Raw genomic sequence first — 16,777 nt, forward strand, 5'->3', positions numbered from 1 at the left:
CAGCGCCGCCGCAATCGCGCGGCGCGCCACGGGCGCGCGGCCTTGTCCATTTTCGCGACGTCGGGCATTGTGCGCGGCCCGTCCTGAGGCTTCGCCGGAGTCCGCGAAAATGAGCTGGTCGTTGAAATGCTTGCCGATCGTCGTCGCCGCAGTGCTCGCATTCGCCGCTCCGGCCTTTGCGCATACGGCCGATATTTCGACGGTCAAGATCGTCCCCGAGAAAGACGGAATCTACCGCGTCGAGGTCGGCTTTCTGGCGACCGATCTCGAGCGCATCTTCTCGCAGACCATGGCGGAGCGCGCCGGCGTCGATATTTCGCAGCCCGGCGTGCTGGAGACCGAGATCGGCAAGCTCATCCAGCGCCGCATCTCCCTGCATGACGCCGAGGGGCGCGCCTGCACGGGGCGCGTCGATTATTCGGGCGAGGATCCGACCAATGCCGACAGCGCATTGGTGAAGCTGAAGTTCGATTGCGCGAGCGTCCCCGGCCAGATTTTCTACGATGCGAAAAAGCTGCTGGAGGCCGCGGGCTCCAAGGGCAAGCATCTCGTCACGCTCACCGGGGCCAACGCCGGCGAGACGATGCTCTATCCCGCCGATCCGGCGCTCGATCTCTCCAAGCCGATGGAGACGGTCTGGCAGCTGATGTGGAAATTCGTCCAGGCCGGCGTCGAGCATATTCTCACCGGCTACGACCACATTTCCTTTTTGATCGCTATTCTGCTGTGGGCGACGCGCGTCTGGCCGGTGGTGAAGATCGTCACCGCTTTCACCGTCTCCCATTCGGTCACGCTGTCGCTGGCCGCGCTCGATATCGTCACGCTGCCCTCGCAATGGGTGGAGGCGGCGATCGCCGCCTCGATCATTTATGTCGCGGTCGAGAATTTCTTCTCGCGCCGCGTCGACGGACGCTGGCGCGACACGTTTTTCTTCGGCTTCATCCACGGCTTCGGCTTCGCCAGCGGGCTGAAGGAGCTCGGCGTGCCGGCCGACGCCGTGCTGCCGGCGCTCGCCTCCTTCAACATAGGCGTGGAACTCGGACAGGTGGCGATCGTGCTGGTCTTCGTGCCGGCCTTGCTCTTCATCGACAAGCAGACCGGCGGCAAGCGCAGCCCGCAGCTCGTCTATGCGCTATCGGCGGTCATCGCGCTGCTCGGCGCCTATTGGCTGCTGGAGCGTGTCGGGGCGCTCGATTTCCTGCTGGCGCATCTCGGTCATTCGGCCTGACGCGGCGGGAGCGCGGCGGCGATGGCGGCCGCGCTCCGACGGGGCGACGTCACGCTCATTTGGTGACGATGAAAGACCCGAGTATGCCGCCGAGCAGGGCGCCGATGATCACGGCCCCGATGGCGGCGGGAAAGCCGACGACGCCGGCCCCCATGACGGCGCCGAGCACGGCTCCGACTCCTCCGAAAATATAGGCGTTCCGCGTCAACATGCGGTCGACTTGATCTCCTTCGGCCATGGTGCTCTCCGTTATTTTTATCGCGAGCCCTTCGAGCAGGGCTGGCTCCGCATCTCTCTAGCTAGCGCGCCGATATCGGCGGCAAGGGCCCGTAGACGCGCAGGCGGGCGAAATCGCCGCGCGTTTCAATTAGGATGCTTCCCATGACTCCGGACGATCTCGTCTCGCGGCTGCTCTATCGGGACGGGCTGATGCTCGTCGTCGACAAGCCGGCGGGCCTGCCCGTGCATCGCGGCCCCAAGGGCGGCGACAATCTTGAGGATCATTTCGACGCGCTGCGCTTCGGCCTGCCGCGCTCGCCCGCGCTCGCCCATAGGCTCGATCGCGACACCTCCGGCTGCCTCGTGCTCGGCCGTCACCGCAAGGCGCTGGAGCGGCTCGGCAAGCTCTTCCATGACGGGCGCATCAAAAAGACCTATTGGGCGATCGTCGAAGGCGCGCCGCAGGCGGAGGAGGGCCATATCGACATGGCGCTCGGCAAGCTCGATTCGACGCGCGGCTGGTGGATGCGGCCCGATCCGCTGGGCCTGCCGGCGCAGACCTCATGGCGCGTCATGGGCCGCGGCCGCGATGCGCGAGGCGACGACATCGCCTTTCTGGAGCTGAAGCCGCATACGGGCCGCACGCATCAGCTGCGCGTTCATTGCCAGGCGATGGGCTGGCCGATCCTCGGCGATCCCGTCTATGGCCATGGCAAGCGCGAAGGCGCGCCGCCGCTGCATCTTCATGCGCGCGAGATCGACGTTCCGATGCGCGAGAACAAGGAGCGCATCGTCGTTCGCGCCCCCGCGCCGTCGCATATGCTGGACACGCTCGCGCTCTGCGGATGGAGCGGCGAGGAACCATGACCGGGCCCATCCGCATCTGCTTTTTCGGCGATAGTTTCGTCAATGGAACGGGCGACGACGACGGCCTCGGCTGGGTCGGCCGTCTCGTCGCGCGCGCGCGGCGCGCGGGCCGGGACGTGACCTCTTATAATCTCGGCGTTCGCCGCGACACCAGCGCCGACATCGCCGCGCGTTGGGAGGAGGAGGCGCGCCGCCGCCTGCCTGCCGGCTGCGACGCGCGCCTGGCGTTTTCCTTCGGCGCCAATGATTGCGCGGAGGATGAAGCGGGCGGCGCGCGCATGCCGCTCGAGGCGACGCTCGCCCATGCGGAGAAAATATTGCGCGACGCCGCCATGCTCGCGCCCGTTCTGATGGTCGGGCCGTTTCTACCGGGCGGGCCGCGCGTCGAGGCGCGCATCGATCGGCTCTGCGGCGAAATGCGCAGCCTCGGCGCCGAGCTGCGCATTCCCTATATCGAGACGCGCGGCTTCATCGCGCGCTGCGAGGTGTTTCTGCGCGAGGCGGACGCCGGCGACGGCGCCCACCCCAATCGTGGAGGCTATGCAGCGCTCGCCGATTTCATCGGTGCGTCTCCCGCTTGGCGCGCATGGCTCGACGGCGAGCTCACGTCCGCCAAGGATGCGCCGGCAGATCGCTGACGCCGACGACGGCGACGCCGGCGAGCGCGACCGCGTGGTCGTTCTCCACCGAGCTGCCGCTCACGCCGATGGCGCCGACGAGCACGCCGTCTTCATCGACGATCGGCAGGCCGCCGGGGAAGGTGATGAGCCCGTCATTGGAATGCTCTATGCCGAAGAGCGGGCCGCCCGGCTGCGACAATTTGCCGATCTCGCCGGTCGGCATGCCGAAGAAGACGGCCGTCTTCGCCTTCTTGATCGCAATGTCGATGCTGCCGACCCAGGCGTCGTCCATGCGATGGAAGGCTTTGAGATCGGCGCCCGAATCGACGACCGCGATGCACATTTTCGTGCCGAGCTCGGCGGCGCGCTTGCGAGCGGCGGTGATCGCGGCTTCCGCCGCGGCGATATTGACATGCATGGGGAGCTCTCCTCGGAAGCGAGCGCTTCGACATCACTCAAATGGCTGCGCCGAAGGCGCTTTCAAGAGCCGCGCCGCGAGGTCGCCGGCGATCCGCCGTTCACGCCGAGACGGCGCGATAGACGAAATGTTTACGTTTGCGTTCGAAACTCGAGCTCGACCGGCGCCTTTTCCCGACATTTTGCGCCTCGCGGTCGAGAATTTGGAGTCGTTCATTGCCCGCCCCGATCGCGGTCGTCCCCCGCTCATCGAATAGCGCCCATTCGCCGCATGTCGCCGCGATCCGCGGCCTCGCGATCCTCGGCGTGGTCCAGTGCCATTATCTCGGCCTGCGCGGCGTCTATGAGCTGTTCTCCATCCCGGCCCCGATCGTCGAGACATTGATCGCCTGTGGCGCGGGCGTCGATCTGTTCTTCGTCCTGTCGGCGTTTCTTCTCACGCGCAGTCTGCTTTTGTGCGAGCCGGGACGAAGCTCCGCGCTCGCCTTCTACCGGCGCCGCGCTTTTCGCATTCTGCCCGCCTATTGGCTGTTGCTCGCCTCGGGATTCGCGCTCGCGCCGCTCCTGCCCGCCGGGCGCTGGTCGAATTGGCTGCTCGACGGCGCATATTCGCCGCTTCACTACCTCGCTTTCCTCCAGAATTGGCAAATCGGCGCCGATGGCGCGTGGAGGGGCTATTTCTTCGCGCATAGCTGGTCGCTGGCGGTAGAAGAGCAATTCTATCTCGTCATCCCGCTCGTCGTCATCGGCATGACGCGTCGCCGATTGGCGTTGCTCGCCGGTCTCGCGATCGTGACGGGGCCGGCGATCCGATTGCTCATCGGCGCGCATATGCCCGCTCAGGCGGCCTATTGCTGGCCGATCGCCCGAATGGACGCTTTCGGCTGGGGCGTGCTGGCTGCTATTCTCGCCAATGCGCGGCCCGACATTCTCGCGCGGCTTCCGGCGCGCGTGCTGGCCGCCGGCTCGATGGCGCTGTTCGCGGCGCTCGCCGCTTTCGCGCATGCGTCGACGCGGACGAGCGTCGAGGCGTTCTCCCTCTATCTCGCGCCTGTCGACGCGCTCGCCGCGGTCTTGGTGCTCGCGGCCGCCGCCATGCCCTCGGGCTCGCGGCTCGAACAGACCGCGCCACACCGCTGGCTCGTCTGGGCGGGCGAGCGTTGCTATTCGATCTATCTCTTCCACAACGCCTTCTTCGGCCTCGCGATGGTCGCCGCCGAAAATGTCGCGCCGACCGGCGGCGCATTGACGCAGCTCGTCGCGACGCCGGTCGCCTTCGTCTGCCTGCTGGCCTTCGCGGATCTCTGCTATCGATTTGTCGAGCAGCCCTTTATCGCGTTCGGAAGGCGGGAGCGCGTCACCTCTGAGCGATGGGCGCCGGCTGGGTGACGATCTCGCGCTCCGCCGGCCATTTCACGCGATAGGCGAGACGCAGCTCCTTGGTCTCGCCGGGCTTGGCGTCGAAGCTCCAGGCCATCACGCCGCGCTTGTCGGCGAGCTGCTTCGTCGTGGGCGGCGTCGTCTGCGGCAAGGTCTCGATCGTGATCGCCGTGTTCTCGGAAAAAGGAATCTGATCGATCGCCGTCACCGGAATGGCGAAGTCATGCAGATTCTGGATCGTCGTCTTGAAATCACGCGTCTCATATTTCGTCTGGCCGAACCAGCTCGGCTCGTTCTCGACGCGTTTGACCGGCGCGCGCGCGACCTTGATCCTGTCATCGGCGCCGAAGCCCAATTCGACAGCCTCTCCCGGCGCGACGAAAGCGATGCGGCTCTGTCCGACATGGACGCCGTCGCGCTGCACGGCGACGGGGCCGGGCAGCAGCGGCGCATCCTCCTCATTGACGATGCGCGCCTCGAGAAATGCGGTCGGATCGAGCGCCGGCGCGACGCGCGCGACGAGCGTCGGCTCCATGCGGCGTGAGGAGAGGATGAAGCTCTTGGTCGCGCCGTCGCCGGGCGCGCCGACGCGCCCGGGGATTTTGAAGCTCGCCTGAAACGCGTCGGATTCGAGCGTGGCGGTCTGCTGCTCCACGGGCGCAGGCTCGGGCGCCGGGGCGATAGGCGCGGCGAGGGTCGCCGACTCCGCCGGTCTGCGCGTCGCGACGCCGCGTTCGAGCGCCGCCGCCGGCGCGGCGGCTTTGCGCGCATAAACGACGGGCGGCTCGTAAAAGCTCACCCGCTGCGGCTGCACATCGGGCGCCGCCGCGCCACGATGCGCCCGCGTCGTCGAGACGGTGAGCGCGACATCGCTCCAATCCTCGCCCGTGTTCTGCGTCACCGTGGCGCGGCGAACGAGATCGAGCCGCGGCTTGCCGTCCTTGCCGCTCGTGTCGAGCCGCGCGTCATAGGCGGGCCGCCAAAAGGCGTTGGAGACGAGATAGGCGATGGTCAGACGCAGCTTTCCTCCGCTCGCCGATTCGACGGCGATGGCCGCCTCGCGCGCCGGGCGCCGCGTCGCGCGTCCGCCCGCTCCGACCTCCAGCGCATGAATCTCGTCGTCGAGCTCTTTCGCCTTGGCGCGCGCATTGCGCAATTCCTCGCCGGTCTTCGTCAGCGCGGAGCCGATCGCGTCGAAGGCCGCGTTCCATTCGCCGATCGCGAGGGGCCGCGCCTCGGGCGCGATCTTCTCCGGGCCGGCCTGCGAATAGCGGGCGATCATCGCCTGCTTGGCGGCGAGCGCGTCGAGCGTCACCTGCAAGCCCTCGCGCGCGCCGCGCAATTGCTTCAGCTTTGCTTCGATCGCCGAATCCGGCGCGCGCGTCTCGTCCGGCGCGAGGCGCGTTTCGACCGCGCCGATCGTCACGCGGCCATTGGCCTCTCCAGAGACGCGCAGCGAATCTGGGTCGAGCGAAAAGGGAAGGTTTTTGAGGAGAATGGTCGAGGCTCCGGCGACGAGATCGATCGTCGCCTCGCGCGTCACCGTCGCCGCGTCGGGATGGACGATGACGCTGTCGATCGTCGAGGCCGCCTCCACGATCGTCTCTTTCGCCTGTGCGGCGGCGAGAGCGACAGTCGATGAGACACAGACGAGCAGTATGACGCGAAGCCGCATGGGGCCGCCTCCTCGAGGGAAAAGGAGGTTCTATCCGGCCCAATGCTTATGGCCTTTTCGCGGCGGAGGCGGCGCTATTTCTCGGCCCGGCCGGCGTGCGCCGGGCGGTCGGTCAGCGTGTGCAGGAAGGCGACGATGGCGTCGATCTCGCCATCGTCGAGCCGCGGCGTCTCGCCGGGCTTTCGATCATAGGGAACTTCCTTCACATTCACATTGTCGTGGAATTTTTCCGGCAGATCGTCGTATTTGTCGATCGCCCCCGCCTTCTTCGGATACCAGCGCGCCGGATCGGTGTCGCGCGTCGCATAAAAGGCGACGACGTCGCGCAGGCTCGAGAAGACGCCATTGTGCAGATAGGGGCCGGTCACGGCGATATTGCGCAAGGTCGGGGCCTTGAACTGGCCGCAGAGGCCGTCGATCGCATAATTCTTGGGCGCGATCTTCGCGAGGCCCTCGCGCTTGCACAGGCCGAGATCGACGTGATCCGCATCCTTATTGTCGGGGATCGCCAAATTGCGCGGCGCGCCGAGCGCGTCATAGCTGAAATCGGTGAAGAGCCAGTCCTGCGGGCGGCGCGACGTCTCCTCGCCGACGTGACAGGCGAGGCAATTGCCCTTCTTCTTGTCCTTGAACAGCGCGAAACCGCGCGCTTCTTCCGCCGTCAGCTTCTCGCGCCCGCGCAGAAAATCGTCGAATTTCGACGAGAAGGGATGAAAGCGCGCGGAGCTCTCATAGGCCGCGACGGCGCGCGCCAATTTCTCGAAGGCGGAATCGCTCTCGAAAATCTTCTCGCCATAGACGCGCCGCGCGAGATCGGCATAAGGGCCCGTCCCGATCTTCTCGACGACGACGGCTTTGGACGGATTGTTCATCTCGCGCGGATTGAGCAGCGGCCCTTCGACCTGAGCGACGAGATCATTCGCGCGTCCGTCCCAAAATTGTCCGCCGACAGGAACGAGCTCCGTCTCGCCGGTTTCTTCGTCCTTCTTCTTCATGAAGTGAAAGCGCGGGCTGAAGGAGGCGTAAGAGAGCGTCGGCGTCTTGCGCGTCCCGAGCGCATCCGGCCGACTGCCGCGCGCCAGCGCCGCGATCGGCGAGCCGTTGTTGCCCTGAAACGCCTTGGCCGGATCATGACAGGAGGCGCAGGAGAGGCCTTGGGGCTCCGAGAGCCGCTTGTCCTCGAAAATCCTCTTGCCCAGCAGCTCGCGCGGCGCGAGGCCGGCTTCGTCCGCCGTCCGCGCATCCGTCGTCGCGGATTCGAGGCTCGCCGCGGGCGACGCCGCGGCGAGGAGAAACAGGCAGGCGCGCGACAAGGTCGAGAGGCGCGATCGAAACGCGAGCGCCATGAATTTCTCCGATCGAGAGATGAAACTCTCCGAATGAGCGAGGCGCGAAATCTAGTGAAGGAGCGACAATCCCGTCAAACTTCATAGATTGGATCGGTTCCAAACAATTCGCGTCGACGGCTCAGCCGCGCTCGCCGCGCACAGGCTCCGGCATGGCGAGGAAGACGAGGATGAAGCCGAGGCAACCGATGAATCGAAAGGCCGGCTGCTGGAAGTTCCAATCAACGGAACGCCACATCTGGAACCATTCGCCGCCGACGATCATGAAGCCGAAAAAATAAAGCGCGAAGCCGAGCGCGAGCCCGCCTATAGCGAATTCCTTGGCCGCTTCGAATGTCGCCGCATCGCCCCGCCATGCGCCAAAAAGCCGCAGCGCTCCATAGAGGCAGAGCGCGCCATAGGCGAGCTCTGTCGCGATGACGCCGGCGTAGATCAGCCGATGGAGCGTGTCGGAGAGGATGGCGCGACCCATGGTCGCCGCGCCGGCTTTGGTCGTGTCCATGGAGGCGACATGGCGCACGACCTCGAAATTCACGTCATAGTCGATGATATTGTCGAAGCCGCTGAGGAGGCCCAGCAGGCCGGCGCAGAGGACGAGAAGGATTTTGGCGGCGCGGAGGATCATGGGGGCTTCCTCTCCCCGCTGAATCTATGTCACGGCGACATGCTTGCGAGTAGGAGAGCCGGCCATGATCGCGACGCTCGCACAATTTTTTTTCGCTCTCGCTTTTCTCCTTCTTCTCGGCGGCGCGCTGATCCTCGTCTCGGACGCCGGCACGCGGCGGGCGTTCCGCATCGCGCTGCATAAGCGTGTCGCGCGACTGCGACCGCCGCGCGTCGCCATTGTCGGCGACAGTCTCGCCGCGCAATGCGATTGGCGAAGGCTCGGCTCGCGACCCTTCGATGTGCTGCGCCTCGCCGTCGGCGGCGCCACGCTGAAGGACATAGGCGCGCAGATCGTCGAGGCGCGCATGATCGGCGTGCGCTGCTTCGTCATCGATGGGGGACTGAATGATCTGCTCTTCGACGAGGCGCCGCTCGCGCAGATCGACCACGACTTTCGCGCGCTTCTCCGCCGTCTGCCGGAGAATGCGCGAGGCGTCCTCATGCTCTCGCCTCATGTCGCCGATCCTGCGCAGGCGCCGCGCATAGACGAGGCCAATCGGCTGATGCGCGCGCTCGCCGAAGCGCGCGGCCTCGCCGTCGTCGATCTTCAGCCGCGCCTCTCGGAAGGCGGCGCGCGGCGGCTGGAAATGACCGACGACGGCCTGCATTTCTCGCCTCTGGCGACGGAGATCTGGGTCGAGGCGGTCTGCGAGCGCCTCTCTGGCGAGCGCCTTTCTCGCAAGGGGATCGCCTGAGCGCGGCGCGCCCTATGTAACGCCGCGCGACGTCGTTCCGCGACGCTCGCGCTCACGTTGCTCGCGAAGGAGGTCGACACATGGGTCTCTTCAATTTCTGGAACAACTCGAAGAGCGGCGAGCCGATCGCCAAGGACGCGCCTTCGCCCAAAGGCGCGACCGAAAATGCGGCGGCTCCGCCGGAAGAATTGAAGAAGGAGATCGAGAAGAAGGGTCTCGACGCCTCCAAGATCGAAATCTCGGTCGAGGGCGACAAGGTGAAGCTCGGCGGCAAGGCGCCGTCGACCAGCGAGGCCGAGAAGATCGTGCTCGCCGTCGGCAACACCAAAGGCGTCTCGCAGGTCGAGAGCAATATCGTCGTCGGCAAGCAGGAGACGGAGTCGCTCTTCTACAAGGTGCGCCAGGGGGACACTTTGTGGAAGATCGCCGAGACCCAATACGGCCACGGCAAGGGCGGCAAATTCGAAGAGATTTTCGCCGCCAATCGGCCGCTGCTCGCCGATCCCGACAAAATCTATCCCGGCCAGGTGCTGCGCATTCCCAAGGTCGAAGGCGCGGCCGGCCAGGCCAAGGCGTAACGCCTTGTCGCGCGGCTTCCCTCGAGGAAGCCGCGCGACACGCGGGAAAAACCGAACGCGAGCGCGGGAGCAAATCTCGAGCGCCTGCATCTTCTCCCCTCGATCGCGAGTTGCCTGGAAGACGCCAGCGCCGCATATTTCGCGCCCTGGCCGAGGCCATATCGTCTGAGATCGAGGCGAAGCGTGAGCGTCCACACCGATCGTCATCTGCGCTTTGCGACATTGGTCGCCGCAATTTTGTCTCTCGCGTCGAACGCGAACGCGCAAACGTCGCAAGCGCCGAGCCCCGCGGCCGAGCTGCCGCAGCGCCGGCCGGGCCTGTGGCGAATCTCCACGATATCGCCGGAAGTGGGCCTGCAGACGCATGAGGCGTGCATCGAAGCCGGGGACGGCATCCTCGGAGCCGCGCGAGAGAATTGCTCGAAGCCGACCGTCGAGTCGGCTGGAGGCGAGGTCATCGTCACATTTTCTTGCGATCTCCGCGGCGCGCGTGAAACGACGAGCCTCCTCATCACGGGAGATTTCACGAGCTGGTATCGCGCCCAATCGAAAATCACGCTCACGCAAGCCGGCGGCGTCACGCGAGAACGCTCGGGCTTCACCATAGACGCAAAATTTCTCGGCCCCGAATGCCCCAAACCGCCTGCGCGCTGACGTCGCCGGTCACTTCTTCGGCGCAAGGCCGACGATATAGGCGGAGAGCGAATCGATCTCGTCCGGCGTGAGGATGAGATTGGGCATTTGCCGATGCGAGCTGCGCAAAAAGACCTTGATGGCGAGCTCGGTCGTCGAGGGCATGCGCGCCACATCGACGAAGCTCGGCGCTTTGGCGGCCTCGTCCTTGGCCGGCGTCTTGTCGTCTATGCGGTGGCATTCGACGCAGAGCGAAGCGGCGAGACGCCGCCCCGCCGCCGGATCGGTCGATTGCGCGGCGGCCGGCGCCGCAATGGCGAGCAAGCCCAAGAACGTCGGCGTCGCGTAATTCATTCGGCTCTCCCCTCAGATCGTGAAATCGCCCCGCTTGAAGATCGACACCAGCGTGATTCCTTGCTCGGCGAGCTTTTCGGCGGCGCCCTCCTCGCGGTCGATGACGACCAGAGCGCGCGTGGCTCGCGCCTGCGGGTGCTCCTCCTTCATGCCGGCGATCGCTTCCAATATAGAGCCGCCCGTCGTCGCCACATCGTCCACGATCAGCGCCTCGCCGCCCTTGGGCACATAGCCGTCGATGCGCTCCCGCGCGCCATGCCCCTTGGCCTCCTTGCGCACGAAAAAGGCCTCGACCGGCGCGCCCTTGGCAAAGCTCACCGCCGCGATCGCCGCCACCATCGGCACCGCCCCCACGGCGAGGCCGCCGACGCCGGCGATCGACTGCGCCTTCATATAGTCCACGACGATGTCGGCGATGAGATGCGCGCCCTCCGGCAGCATGGTCGTCTGGCGGGTCTGGAAGAGATAATTGCTCTTGCGGCCCGAGGAGAGCGTGAAATCGCCGCGCAGCAGCGAATGCGTGTCGATCAGCCGATGCAGCCGCGCCCAGCGCGGATCGGCGGGATCGAGGACGGCGTCGGGACGGGTGGGCGCGCGCGTGTCGCTCATAGGCTGTCGAAACTCCGCTGTCGATCGATGAAAAACGCCGGGAGCCGGCTCGGAACCCTTATGCCGAGGAACTCGCGGACTTCAAGCCGGTTCCATCCCCCGCTGTCGGCGTCGGCACGGGGATCACGAAAAATCCGTGCGGAACAAAAAAAGAACTTGGCGATGAGAACAAATGGGATACACTCTGCCCATCCGAACTTCGCGTCCGACACCGATCCGATCATCACAAGTCTTTCGCCGCTCTCCCGCTTCCGGGCCGCATCTCGCGTTGCGCCTGCCGCCCTGCCTGTGCCAGAAGGAATCATCGCCGTGAGCCAAGCCAATCTCCGCCTCGTGGAAGGAACCTCCGTGGACAAGACCAAGGCGCTGGACGCCGCTTTGTCGCAGATCGAGCGGGCCTTCGGCAAAGGCTCGATCATGCGGCTCGGCAAGAATCAAAAGGCCGTCGAGATCGAGACCATCTCCACCGGCTCGCTCGGGCTCGACATAGCGCTCGGCGTCGGCGGCCTGCCGCGCGGCCGCGTCGTGGAGATCTACGGGCCGGAATCATCGGGCAAGACGACGCTGACGCTGCATGTGATCGCCGAGGCGCAGAAGAAGGGCGGCGTCTGCGCCTTCGTCGACGCAGAGCATGCGCTCGATCCGGTCTACGCCCGCAAGCTCGGGGTCAATCTCGAGGAATTGCTGATCTCGCAGCCGGACACGGGCGAGCAGGCGCTGGAGATCACCGACACTCTGGTGCGCTCCGGCGCGGTGGATGTGCTCGTCGTCGATTCGGTCGCCGCGCTGACGCCGCGCGCCGAGATCGAGGGCGAGATGGGCGATGTGCAGCCCGGCCTGCAGGCGCGTCTGATGAGCCAGGCGCTGCGCAAGCTCACCGCCTCCATCTCGCGCTCCAACACGCTCGTCATCTTCATCAATCAGATCCGCATGAAGATCGGCGTGATGTATGGCTCGCCGGAGACGACGACCGGCGGCAACGCCTTGAAATTCTACGCCTCCGTCCGGCTCGACATTCGCCGCATCGGCTCCATCAAGGACCGCGACGAGGTCACCGGCAACCAGACCCGCGTCAAGGTCGTCAAGAATAAGGTCGCTCCGCCTTTCAAGCAGGTCGAGTTCGACATCATGTATGGCGAGGGCATCTCCAAGGTCGGCGAGCTCGTCGATCTCGGGGTGAAGGCCGGCGTCGTCGAGAAATCCGGGGCCTGGTTCTCCTATGACAGCCAGCGTCTCGGCCAGGGCCGCGAGAACGCCAAGACCTTCCTCAGGCAGAACAAAGAGGCCGCAGAGCGGATCGAGCAGGCGATCCGCGAGAATTCCGGCCTCATCGCCGAGCGCATCCTCGACGCTGGCGGCGAGGAGGATGGCGCTGGCGCGGAGGAGTAGCGCGCCGCTCATTGTGCGTCTCGCGGCCGCGCGGTGTTTCACTTCGCCGGCAAATGCTCTAGAAGGGCTCGGTTCGCGCCGGGCCTTTTCCTTATTCCCAGCGACGGTTACGGCCGAGCGCGCGTTCGAGGGCGATTTGAGCCGAACCAGCGGGCGACAAGAACCGACATGAGTGGCGTCAACCAGATCCGTTCGACCTTTCTCGACTATTTCTCGCGCAATGGGCACGAGAAGGTCGCATCCTCGCCGCTCGTCCCGCAGAACGACCCCACGCTGATGTTCACCAACGCCGGCATGGTGCAGTTCAAGAATGTCTTCACGGGTTTCGAGAAACGTCATTACGCGCGCGCGACGACGGCGCAAAAATGCATGCGCGCCGGCGGCAAGCACAATGATCTCGACAATGTCGGCTATACGGCGCGCCATCTGACCTTCTTCGAAATGCTCGGAAATTTCTCCTTCGGCGATTATTTCAAGGAAGGCGCGATCGAGCTCGCCTGGACTCTCGTCAGCCGCGAATTGGCGCTGCCGCGCGAAAAGCTGCTCGTCACCGTCTATCACGACGACGACGAGGCCTTTTCGCTATGGAAAAAGATCGCCGGCTTCTCCGACGACCGCATCATCCGCATTCCGACGAGCGATAATTTCTGGAGCATGGGCGATGTCGGCCCCTGCGGCCCCTGCTCGGAGATTTTCTTCGATCAGGGCGAGAGCGTCGCCGGCGGCCCGCCCGGCAGCCCGGACGAGGACGGCGACCGCTTCTTGGAATTCTGGAACCTCGTCTTCATGCAATATGATCAGACGGCGCCGGGCGAGCGCGCGCCGCTGCCACGGCCCTCGATCGACACCGGCATGGGGCTCGAGCGCATCGCGGCCCTGTTGCAGGGCGTGCATTCCGTCTTCGAGATCGACCTTTTCCGCCGCCTCATCGGCGCCGTGGCGGATGCGACAAATGTCGACTCCGCCGGCCCGCAGGCGGCGAGCCATCGCGTCATCGCCGATCATTTGCGCGCCTCGGCCTTCCTCGTCGCCGATGGCGTCACCCCCTCCAATGAGGGGCGCGGCTATGTGCTGCGCCGCATCATGCGCCGCGCCATGCGCCATGCGCAGCTGCTCGGCGCGGCCGAGCCGCTGATGCACCGCCTCGTCGGCGCGCTCGTCTCGGAAATGGGTCTCGCCTATCCCGAGCTGACCCGCGCGGAGAGCCTCATTCGCGACACGCTGCTCACCGAGGAGACGCGTTTCCGCCAGACGCTGGCCCGCGGCCTCTCCATTCTCGACGAGGAGAGCGCGTCGCTCACCGCCGGCGCGCGCTTTTCCGGCGAGACCGCCTTCAAGCTCTATGACACTTATGGTTTTCCGCTCGACCTCACCGAGGATGCGCTGCGGCCGCGCGGGATCGTCGTGGACAAGGCGGCTTTCGAAACGGCGATGGAGCGCCAGCGCGCCGAGGCGCGCAAGGCCTGGGCCGGCTCCGGCGAGACGGCGACAGAGGCGGTCTGGTTCGCGCTCGAGGAACGTCTCGGAGCGACAGAATTCTTAGGCTATGAGAATGAGAAGGCCGAGGGGCAGATCGTCGCCCTGCTCCATGAAGGGGCCGAGACCTTCCGGCTCGAGACCGGCGCGCGCGGCGCGGTGCTCCTCAATCAGACGCCCTTCTATGCCGAATCCGGCGGCCAGATCGGCGATATGGGCGTCCTGCGCGCCAAGGGCGTGCGCTTCCGCGTCACCAATACGCAGAAGAAAGTCGGCGGCCTCTTCGTCCATGAGGGCGTCGTCGAGGAGGGCGCTCTCGTCCCCGGCCTGGCGCTCGAGCTCGAGGTCGAGCACGCCCGCCGCAGCGCGGTGCGCGCCAATCATTCGGCGACGCATATTCTGCACGAGGCTCTCCGGCGCGTGCTGGGCGATCATGTCGCGCAAAAAGGCTCGCTCGTCGCGTCGGACCGCCTGCGTTTCGACTTCACCCATCCCAAGCCCTTGAGCGACGAAGAGATCGCCGCGGTCGAGCAGATCGCCAATGAGGTGGTGCAGGACAATGCGCCGGTCGAGACGCGGCTGATGGACCAGGACGAGGCCATTCGCTCCGGCGCCCGCGCGCTGTTCGGCGAGAAATATGGCGACGAGGTGCGCGTCGTCGCCATGGGCCATGCGCCGGTCGACGTCGATCGCGCCTTTTCCGTCGAGCTCTGCGGCGGCACTCATGTGCGCCGCACCGGCGATATCGGCCTCATCAGCATCGTCTCGCAGGGCGCCGTCGCCTCGGGCGTGCGTCGCATCGAGGCCAAGACGGCGGAAGGGGCCCGCGCGCAGCTCGTCTCCGAGGCGAAGGCGCTGCGCGAGATCGCCGCTCTCGTGCGCGCATCCGTCGAGGACGCGCCGGCGCGGCTCGCGAGCCTCATCGAGGAGCGCAAGAATTTGGAACGCGAACTCGCCGACGCCAAGCGCAAGCTGGCTATGAGCGGCGGCGGCGATGGGGCGGCCGCCCCGGTGCGCGACGTCGCCGGCGTGAAGCTCTTCGCCAAGGCGGTCAGCGGCATAGACGCCAAGGATCTCAAATCCCTCGTCGACGACGCCAAGAAGACAATCGGCTCCGGCGTCGTCGCCATCGCCAACGCCTCGGCCGACGGCAAGGCGGGCGTCGTCGTCGGCGTGACCGCCGATCTCACCTCGCTCTACAACGCCGTCGATCTCGTGCGCGTCGCCAGCGAGAAGCTGGGCGGCAAGGGCGGCGGCGGAAGGCCCGATCTCGCCCAGGCGGGCGGGCCGGACGCATCCGCGCTCGAGGCCGCGCTCGCGGCGATCGAGGAAACGCTGCGACTGAAGGCGGCGCAGTGAGCGACGACGCGCTGTCGCCGCTGTCTCGACTACGCCTCCGCGTTCATTTCCTTCTCGACAGCGGCGGCGTTGGCAGCCGCGCGGCGCGGCTCGTCCATGGCGCGCTGATGACGCTCGTCATTCTCTCCGTCGGCGCCGTGATCCTCGAATCCGATCCCGACCATGCGGCGCGTTTCGGCCCGATCTTCCGCATCGTCGAATATGTCGCCGTCGCCGCCTTCAGCGTCGAATATGCGCTGCGCATCTGGAGTGCGCCGGACCATACGCTCTACGCCGGCATGCGGCCGGCGCAGGCGCGTCTCGCCTTCCTCTTCTCGGCCTCGGCGCTCATCGATCTCATCGCCATCGCGCCGATCTATCTTTCCGTCTTCGTCGCGGCCGATCTGCGCATCCTCTTGTTCCTGCGCCTCGCGCGCTTCTTCAAGCTGGCGCGCTACTCGCCGGGCATACGCTCCATCTTCGCCGTGCTGGATGCGGAGCGAAAGGCGCTCGCCGCCTCCGGCATCGTGCTGTTCGGCGTCGTGCTGTTCATGGCGACCGCGATGCATGTCGTCGAGCATGACGCCCAGCCGGAGGCCTTCCGCTCCATTCCCGCCTCCATGTGGTGGGCGATCCAGACGATCGCGACGGTCGGCTATGGCGATGTGGTGCCGCAGACGCCGGCCGGGCGCGTCATAGCGGCGATCTCCATGGTCATGGGCTTCGTGATGCTCGGCCTGCCGGTCGGCATCGTCGCCACCGCCTTCGCGGAGGAGATCCATCGCCGCGAATTCGTCGTCACTTGGAGCATGGTCGCCAAGGCGCCGCTGTTTTCGACGCTCGACGCCTCGGCCATCGCCGAGATCATGCGCTATCTGCGCGCGCAATCGCTGCCCGCCGGCGCGCTCGTCGTGCGGCGGGGCGAGCCGGCCCATTCGATGTATTTCATCGCCGCAGGGGAGGTCGAGGTCGAGCTGCCGAGCGGCCCGGTGCGGCTCGGCGAGGGGCAGTTCTTCGGCGAGATCGCGTTGCTGCGCAAAACGCGCCGCACCGCCAATGTGCGCGCGGCGACGCCGATCAAGCTGCTGATCCTCGACGCTTTCGATCTACATGTTTTCACGCAGCGCAATCCCGAGATCGGACGCCATATAGAGGCCGTCGCGGCGAGCCGATCCGAATTTCGTCCCACGGTCCGCGAGGGCGATCTGACGCAGGCCGAGATCGACCCGCGCGACATTCCGCCGCGCGAGGTCGCCCCCTGATAAAACGGGAGCGCGAGCCTTAGAT

Annotated in this window: 17 protein-coding genes; 10 read left to right on the forward strand and 7 right to left on the reverse strand. The window is 66.1% G+C overall.

Going from position 1 to position 16,777, the window contains the following annotated elements; translation table 11 throughout:
• Nucleotides 1–109 precede the first annotated feature (109 nt).
• Nucleotides 110–1,228: a HupE/UreJ family protein gene (locus IY145_RS12235; protein ID WP_246721991.1), complete on the forward strand. Its 1,119-nt coding sequence runs from the start codon at nucleotides 110–112 to the stop codon at nucleotides 1,226–1,228.
• Between the two features lie 55 nt (nucleotides 1,229–1,283).
• On the opposite strand, the gene IY145_RS12240 is transcribed toward IY145_RS12235, so the two are convergent.
• Nucleotides 1,284–1,466 carry a hypothetical protein gene (locus IY145_RS12240; protein ID WP_196408466.1) on the reverse strand — a complete coding sequence of 61 codons (183 nt, stop codon included), beginning with the start codon at nucleotides 1,464–1,466 and terminating at the stop codon, nucleotides 1,284–1,286.
• Between the two features lie 134 nt (nucleotides 1,467–1,600).
• On the opposite strand from IY145_RS12240, the gene IY145_RS12245 reads away from it, so the two are divergent.
• Nucleotides 1,601–2,314 (forward strand): RluA family pseudouridine synthase, encoded by a 714-nt coding sequence (locus IY145_RS12245; RefSeq protein WP_196408467.1) that lies wholly within the window; start codon nucleotides 1,601–1,603, stop codon nucleotides 2,312–2,314.
• The gene (locus tag IY145_RS12250; protein WP_196408468.1) at nucleotides 2,311–2,952 is read left to right on the forward strand and encodes a GDSL-type esterase/lipase family protein; all 642 of its coding nucleotides are present in this window, start codon (nucleotides 2,311–2,313) and stop codon (nucleotides 2,950–2,952) included. The genes IY145_RS12245 and IY145_RS12250 overlap by 4 nt, the downstream gene beginning before the upstream one ends.
• On the opposite strand, the gene IY145_RS12255 is transcribed toward IY145_RS12250, so the two are convergent.
• A complete protein-coding gene (locus tag IY145_RS12255) occupies nucleotides 2,918–3,352 on the reverse strand; it encodes a heme-binding protein (protein ID WP_196408469.1) in 435 nt (144 codons plus the stop codon). The genes IY145_RS12250 and IY145_RS12255 overlap by 35 nt on opposite strands.
• Before the next feature lie 215 nt (nucleotides 3,353–3,567).
• Here IY145_RS12255 and IY145_RS12260 point away from each other — a divergent pair, with 215 nt between their 5' ends.
• Complete coding sequence (locus IY145_RS12260; RefSeq protein WP_196408470.1) at nucleotides 3,568–4,740, forward strand: acyltransferase; 1,173 nt, start codon at nucleotides 3,568–3,570, stop codon at nucleotides 4,738–4,740.
• Here IY145_RS12260 and IY145_RS12265 read toward each other — a convergent pair.
• From IY145_RS12265 to IY145_RS12275, 3 genes are all read right to left on the reverse strand, one after another.
• On the reverse strand, nucleotides 4,709–6,406 hold the full coding sequence (locus IY145_RS12265; RefSeq protein ID WP_196408471.1) for a mucoidy inhibitor MuiA family protein: 1,698 nt from the start codon (nucleotides 6,404–6,406) through the stop codon (nucleotides 4,709–4,711). The genes IY145_RS12260 and IY145_RS12265 overlap by 32 nt on opposite strands.
• 74 nt (nucleotides 6,407–6,480) lie before the next feature.
• Complete coding sequence (locus tag IY145_RS12270; protein WP_196408472.1) at nucleotides 6,481–7,752, reverse strand: cytochrome-c peroxidase; 1,272 nt, start codon at nucleotides 7,750–7,752, stop codon at nucleotides 6,481–6,483.
• Nucleotides 7,753–7,873: 121 nt separating this feature from the next.
• A complete protein-coding gene (locus IY145_RS12275; RefSeq protein ID WP_196408473.1) occupies nucleotides 7,874–8,377 on the reverse strand; it encodes a DUF2165 family protein in 504 nt (167 codons plus the stop codon).
• 64 nt (nucleotides 8,378–8,441) lie between these two features.
• Between IY145_RS12275 and IY145_RS12280 the strand changes: the two genes are divergently transcribed.
• From IY145_RS12280 to IY145_RS12290, 3 genes are all read left to right on the forward strand, one after another.
• A complete protein-coding gene (locus tag IY145_RS12280) occupies nucleotides 8,442–9,113 on the forward strand; it encodes an SGNH/GDSL hydrolase family protein (protein ID WP_196408474.1) in 672 nt (223 codons plus the stop codon).
• An 80-nt stretch (nucleotides 9,114–9,193) separates the two neighbouring features.
• A complete protein-coding gene (gene lysM / locus IY145_RS12285; RefSeq protein ID WP_196408475.1) occupies nucleotides 9,194–9,691 on the forward strand; it encodes a peptidoglycan-binding protein LysM in 498 nt (165 codons plus the stop codon).
• Between the two features lie 183 nt (nucleotides 9,692–9,874).
• On the forward strand, nucleotides 9,875–10,345 hold the full coding sequence (locus tag IY145_RS12290; protein WP_312030581.1) for a DUF3617 family protein: 471 nt from the start codon (nucleotides 9,875–9,877) through the stop codon (nucleotides 10,343–10,345).
• 9 nt (nucleotides 10,346–10,354) lie between these two features.
• On the opposite strand, the gene IY145_RS12295 is transcribed toward IY145_RS12290, so the two are convergent.
• Nucleotides 10,355–10,678 (reverse strand): c-type cytochrome, encoded by a 324-nt coding sequence (locus IY145_RS12295; protein WP_196408476.1) that lies wholly within the window; start codon nucleotides 10,676–10,678, stop codon nucleotides 10,355–10,357.
• Between the two features lie 12 nt (nucleotides 10,679–10,690).
• On the reverse strand, nucleotides 10,691–11,287 hold the full coding sequence (gene pyrE, locus IY145_RS12300) for an orotate phosphoribosyltransferase (RefSeq protein WP_196408477.1): 597 nt from the start codon (nucleotides 11,285–11,287) through the stop codon (nucleotides 10,691–10,693).
• A 309-nt stretch (nucleotides 11,288–11,596) separates the two neighbouring features.
• Here pyrE and recA point away from each other — a divergent pair, with 309 nt between their 5' ends.
• From recA to IY145_RS12315, 3 genes are all read left to right on the forward strand, one after another.
• Nucleotides 11,597–12,676, forward strand: a complete 1,080-nt coding sequence (recA, locus tag IY145_RS12305) for a recombinase RecA (RefSeq protein ID WP_196408478.1) — start codon at nucleotides 11,597–11,599, stop codon at nucleotides 12,674–12,676.
• Between the two features lie 168 nt (nucleotides 12,677–12,844).
• Complete coding sequence (gene alaS / locus IY145_RS12310; RefSeq protein WP_196408479.1) at nucleotides 12,845–15,511, forward strand: alanine--tRNA ligase; 2,667 nt, start codon at nucleotides 12,845–12,847, stop codon at nucleotides 15,509–15,511.
• On the forward strand, nucleotides 15,508–16,752 hold the full coding sequence (locus tag IY145_RS12315; RefSeq protein ID WP_196408480.1) for a cyclic nucleotide-gated ion channel: 1,245 nt from the start codon (nucleotides 15,508–15,510) through the stop codon (nucleotides 16,750–16,752). The genes alaS and IY145_RS12315 overlap by 4 nt, the downstream gene beginning before the upstream one ends.
• The last annotated feature ends 25 nt before the right edge of the window (nucleotides 16,753–16,777 follow it).

Origin of the sequence: Methylosinus sp. H3A (assembly GCF_015709455.1) — a bacterium.
Lineage (GTDB): Bacteria > Pseudomonadota > Alphaproteobacteria > Rhizobiales > Beijerinckiaceae > Methylosinus.

Bases quoted from the DNA above. Each gene is read 5' to 3' on its own strand.
- IY145_RS12250 (WP_196408468.1), top strand. From the start codon at position 2,311: ATGACCGGGCCCATCCGCATCTGCTTTTTCGGCGATAGTTTCGTCAAT.
- IY145_RS12265 (WP_196408471.1), bottom strand. From the start codon at position 6,406: ATGCGGCTTCGCGTCATACTGCTCGTCTGTGTCTCATCGACTGTCGCT.
- IY145_RS12245 (WP_196408467.1), top strand. From the start codon at position 1,601: ATGCTTCCCATGACTCCGGACGATCTCGTCTCGCGGCTGCTCTATCGG.
- IY145_RS12275 (WP_196408473.1), bottom strand. From the start codon at position 8,377: ATGATCCTCCGCGCCGCCAAAATCCTTCTCGTCCTCTGCGCCGGCCTG.
- IY145_RS12255 (WP_196408469.1), bottom strand. From the start codon at position 3,352: ATGCATGTCAATATCGCCGCGGCGGAAGCCGCGATCACCGCCGCTCGC.
- pyrE (WP_196408477.1), bottom strand. From the start codon at position 11,287: ATGAGCGACACGCGCGCGCCCACCCGTCCCGACGCCGTCCTCGATCCC.
- IY145_RS12295 (WP_196408476.1), bottom strand. From the start codon at position 10,678: ATGAATTACGCGACGCCGACGTTCTTGGGCTTGCTCGCCATTGCGGCG.
- lysM (WP_196408475.1), top strand. From the start codon at position 9,194: ATGGGTCTCTTCAATTTCTGGAACAACTCGAAGAGCGGCGAGCCGATC.
- IY145_RS12280 (WP_196408474.1), top strand. From the start codon at position 8,442: ATGATCGCGACGCTCGCACAATTTTTTTTCGCTCTCGCTTTTCTCCTT.
- IY145_RS12240 (WP_196408466.1), bottom strand. From the start codon at position 1,466: ATGGCCGAAGGAGATCAAGTCGACCGCATGTTGACGCGGAACGCCTAT.
- IY145_RS12235 (WP_246721991.1), top strand. From the start codon at position 110: ATGAGCTGGTCGTTGAAATGCTTGCCGATCGTCGTCGCCGCAGTGCTC.
- IY145_RS12270 (WP_196408472.1), bottom strand. From the start codon at position 7,752: ATGGCGCTCGCGTTTCGATCGCGCCTCTCGACCTTGTCGCGCGCCTGC.
- alaS (WP_196408479.1), top strand. From the start codon at position 12,845: ATGAGTGGCGTCAACCAGATCCGTTCGACCTTTCTCGACTATTTCTCG.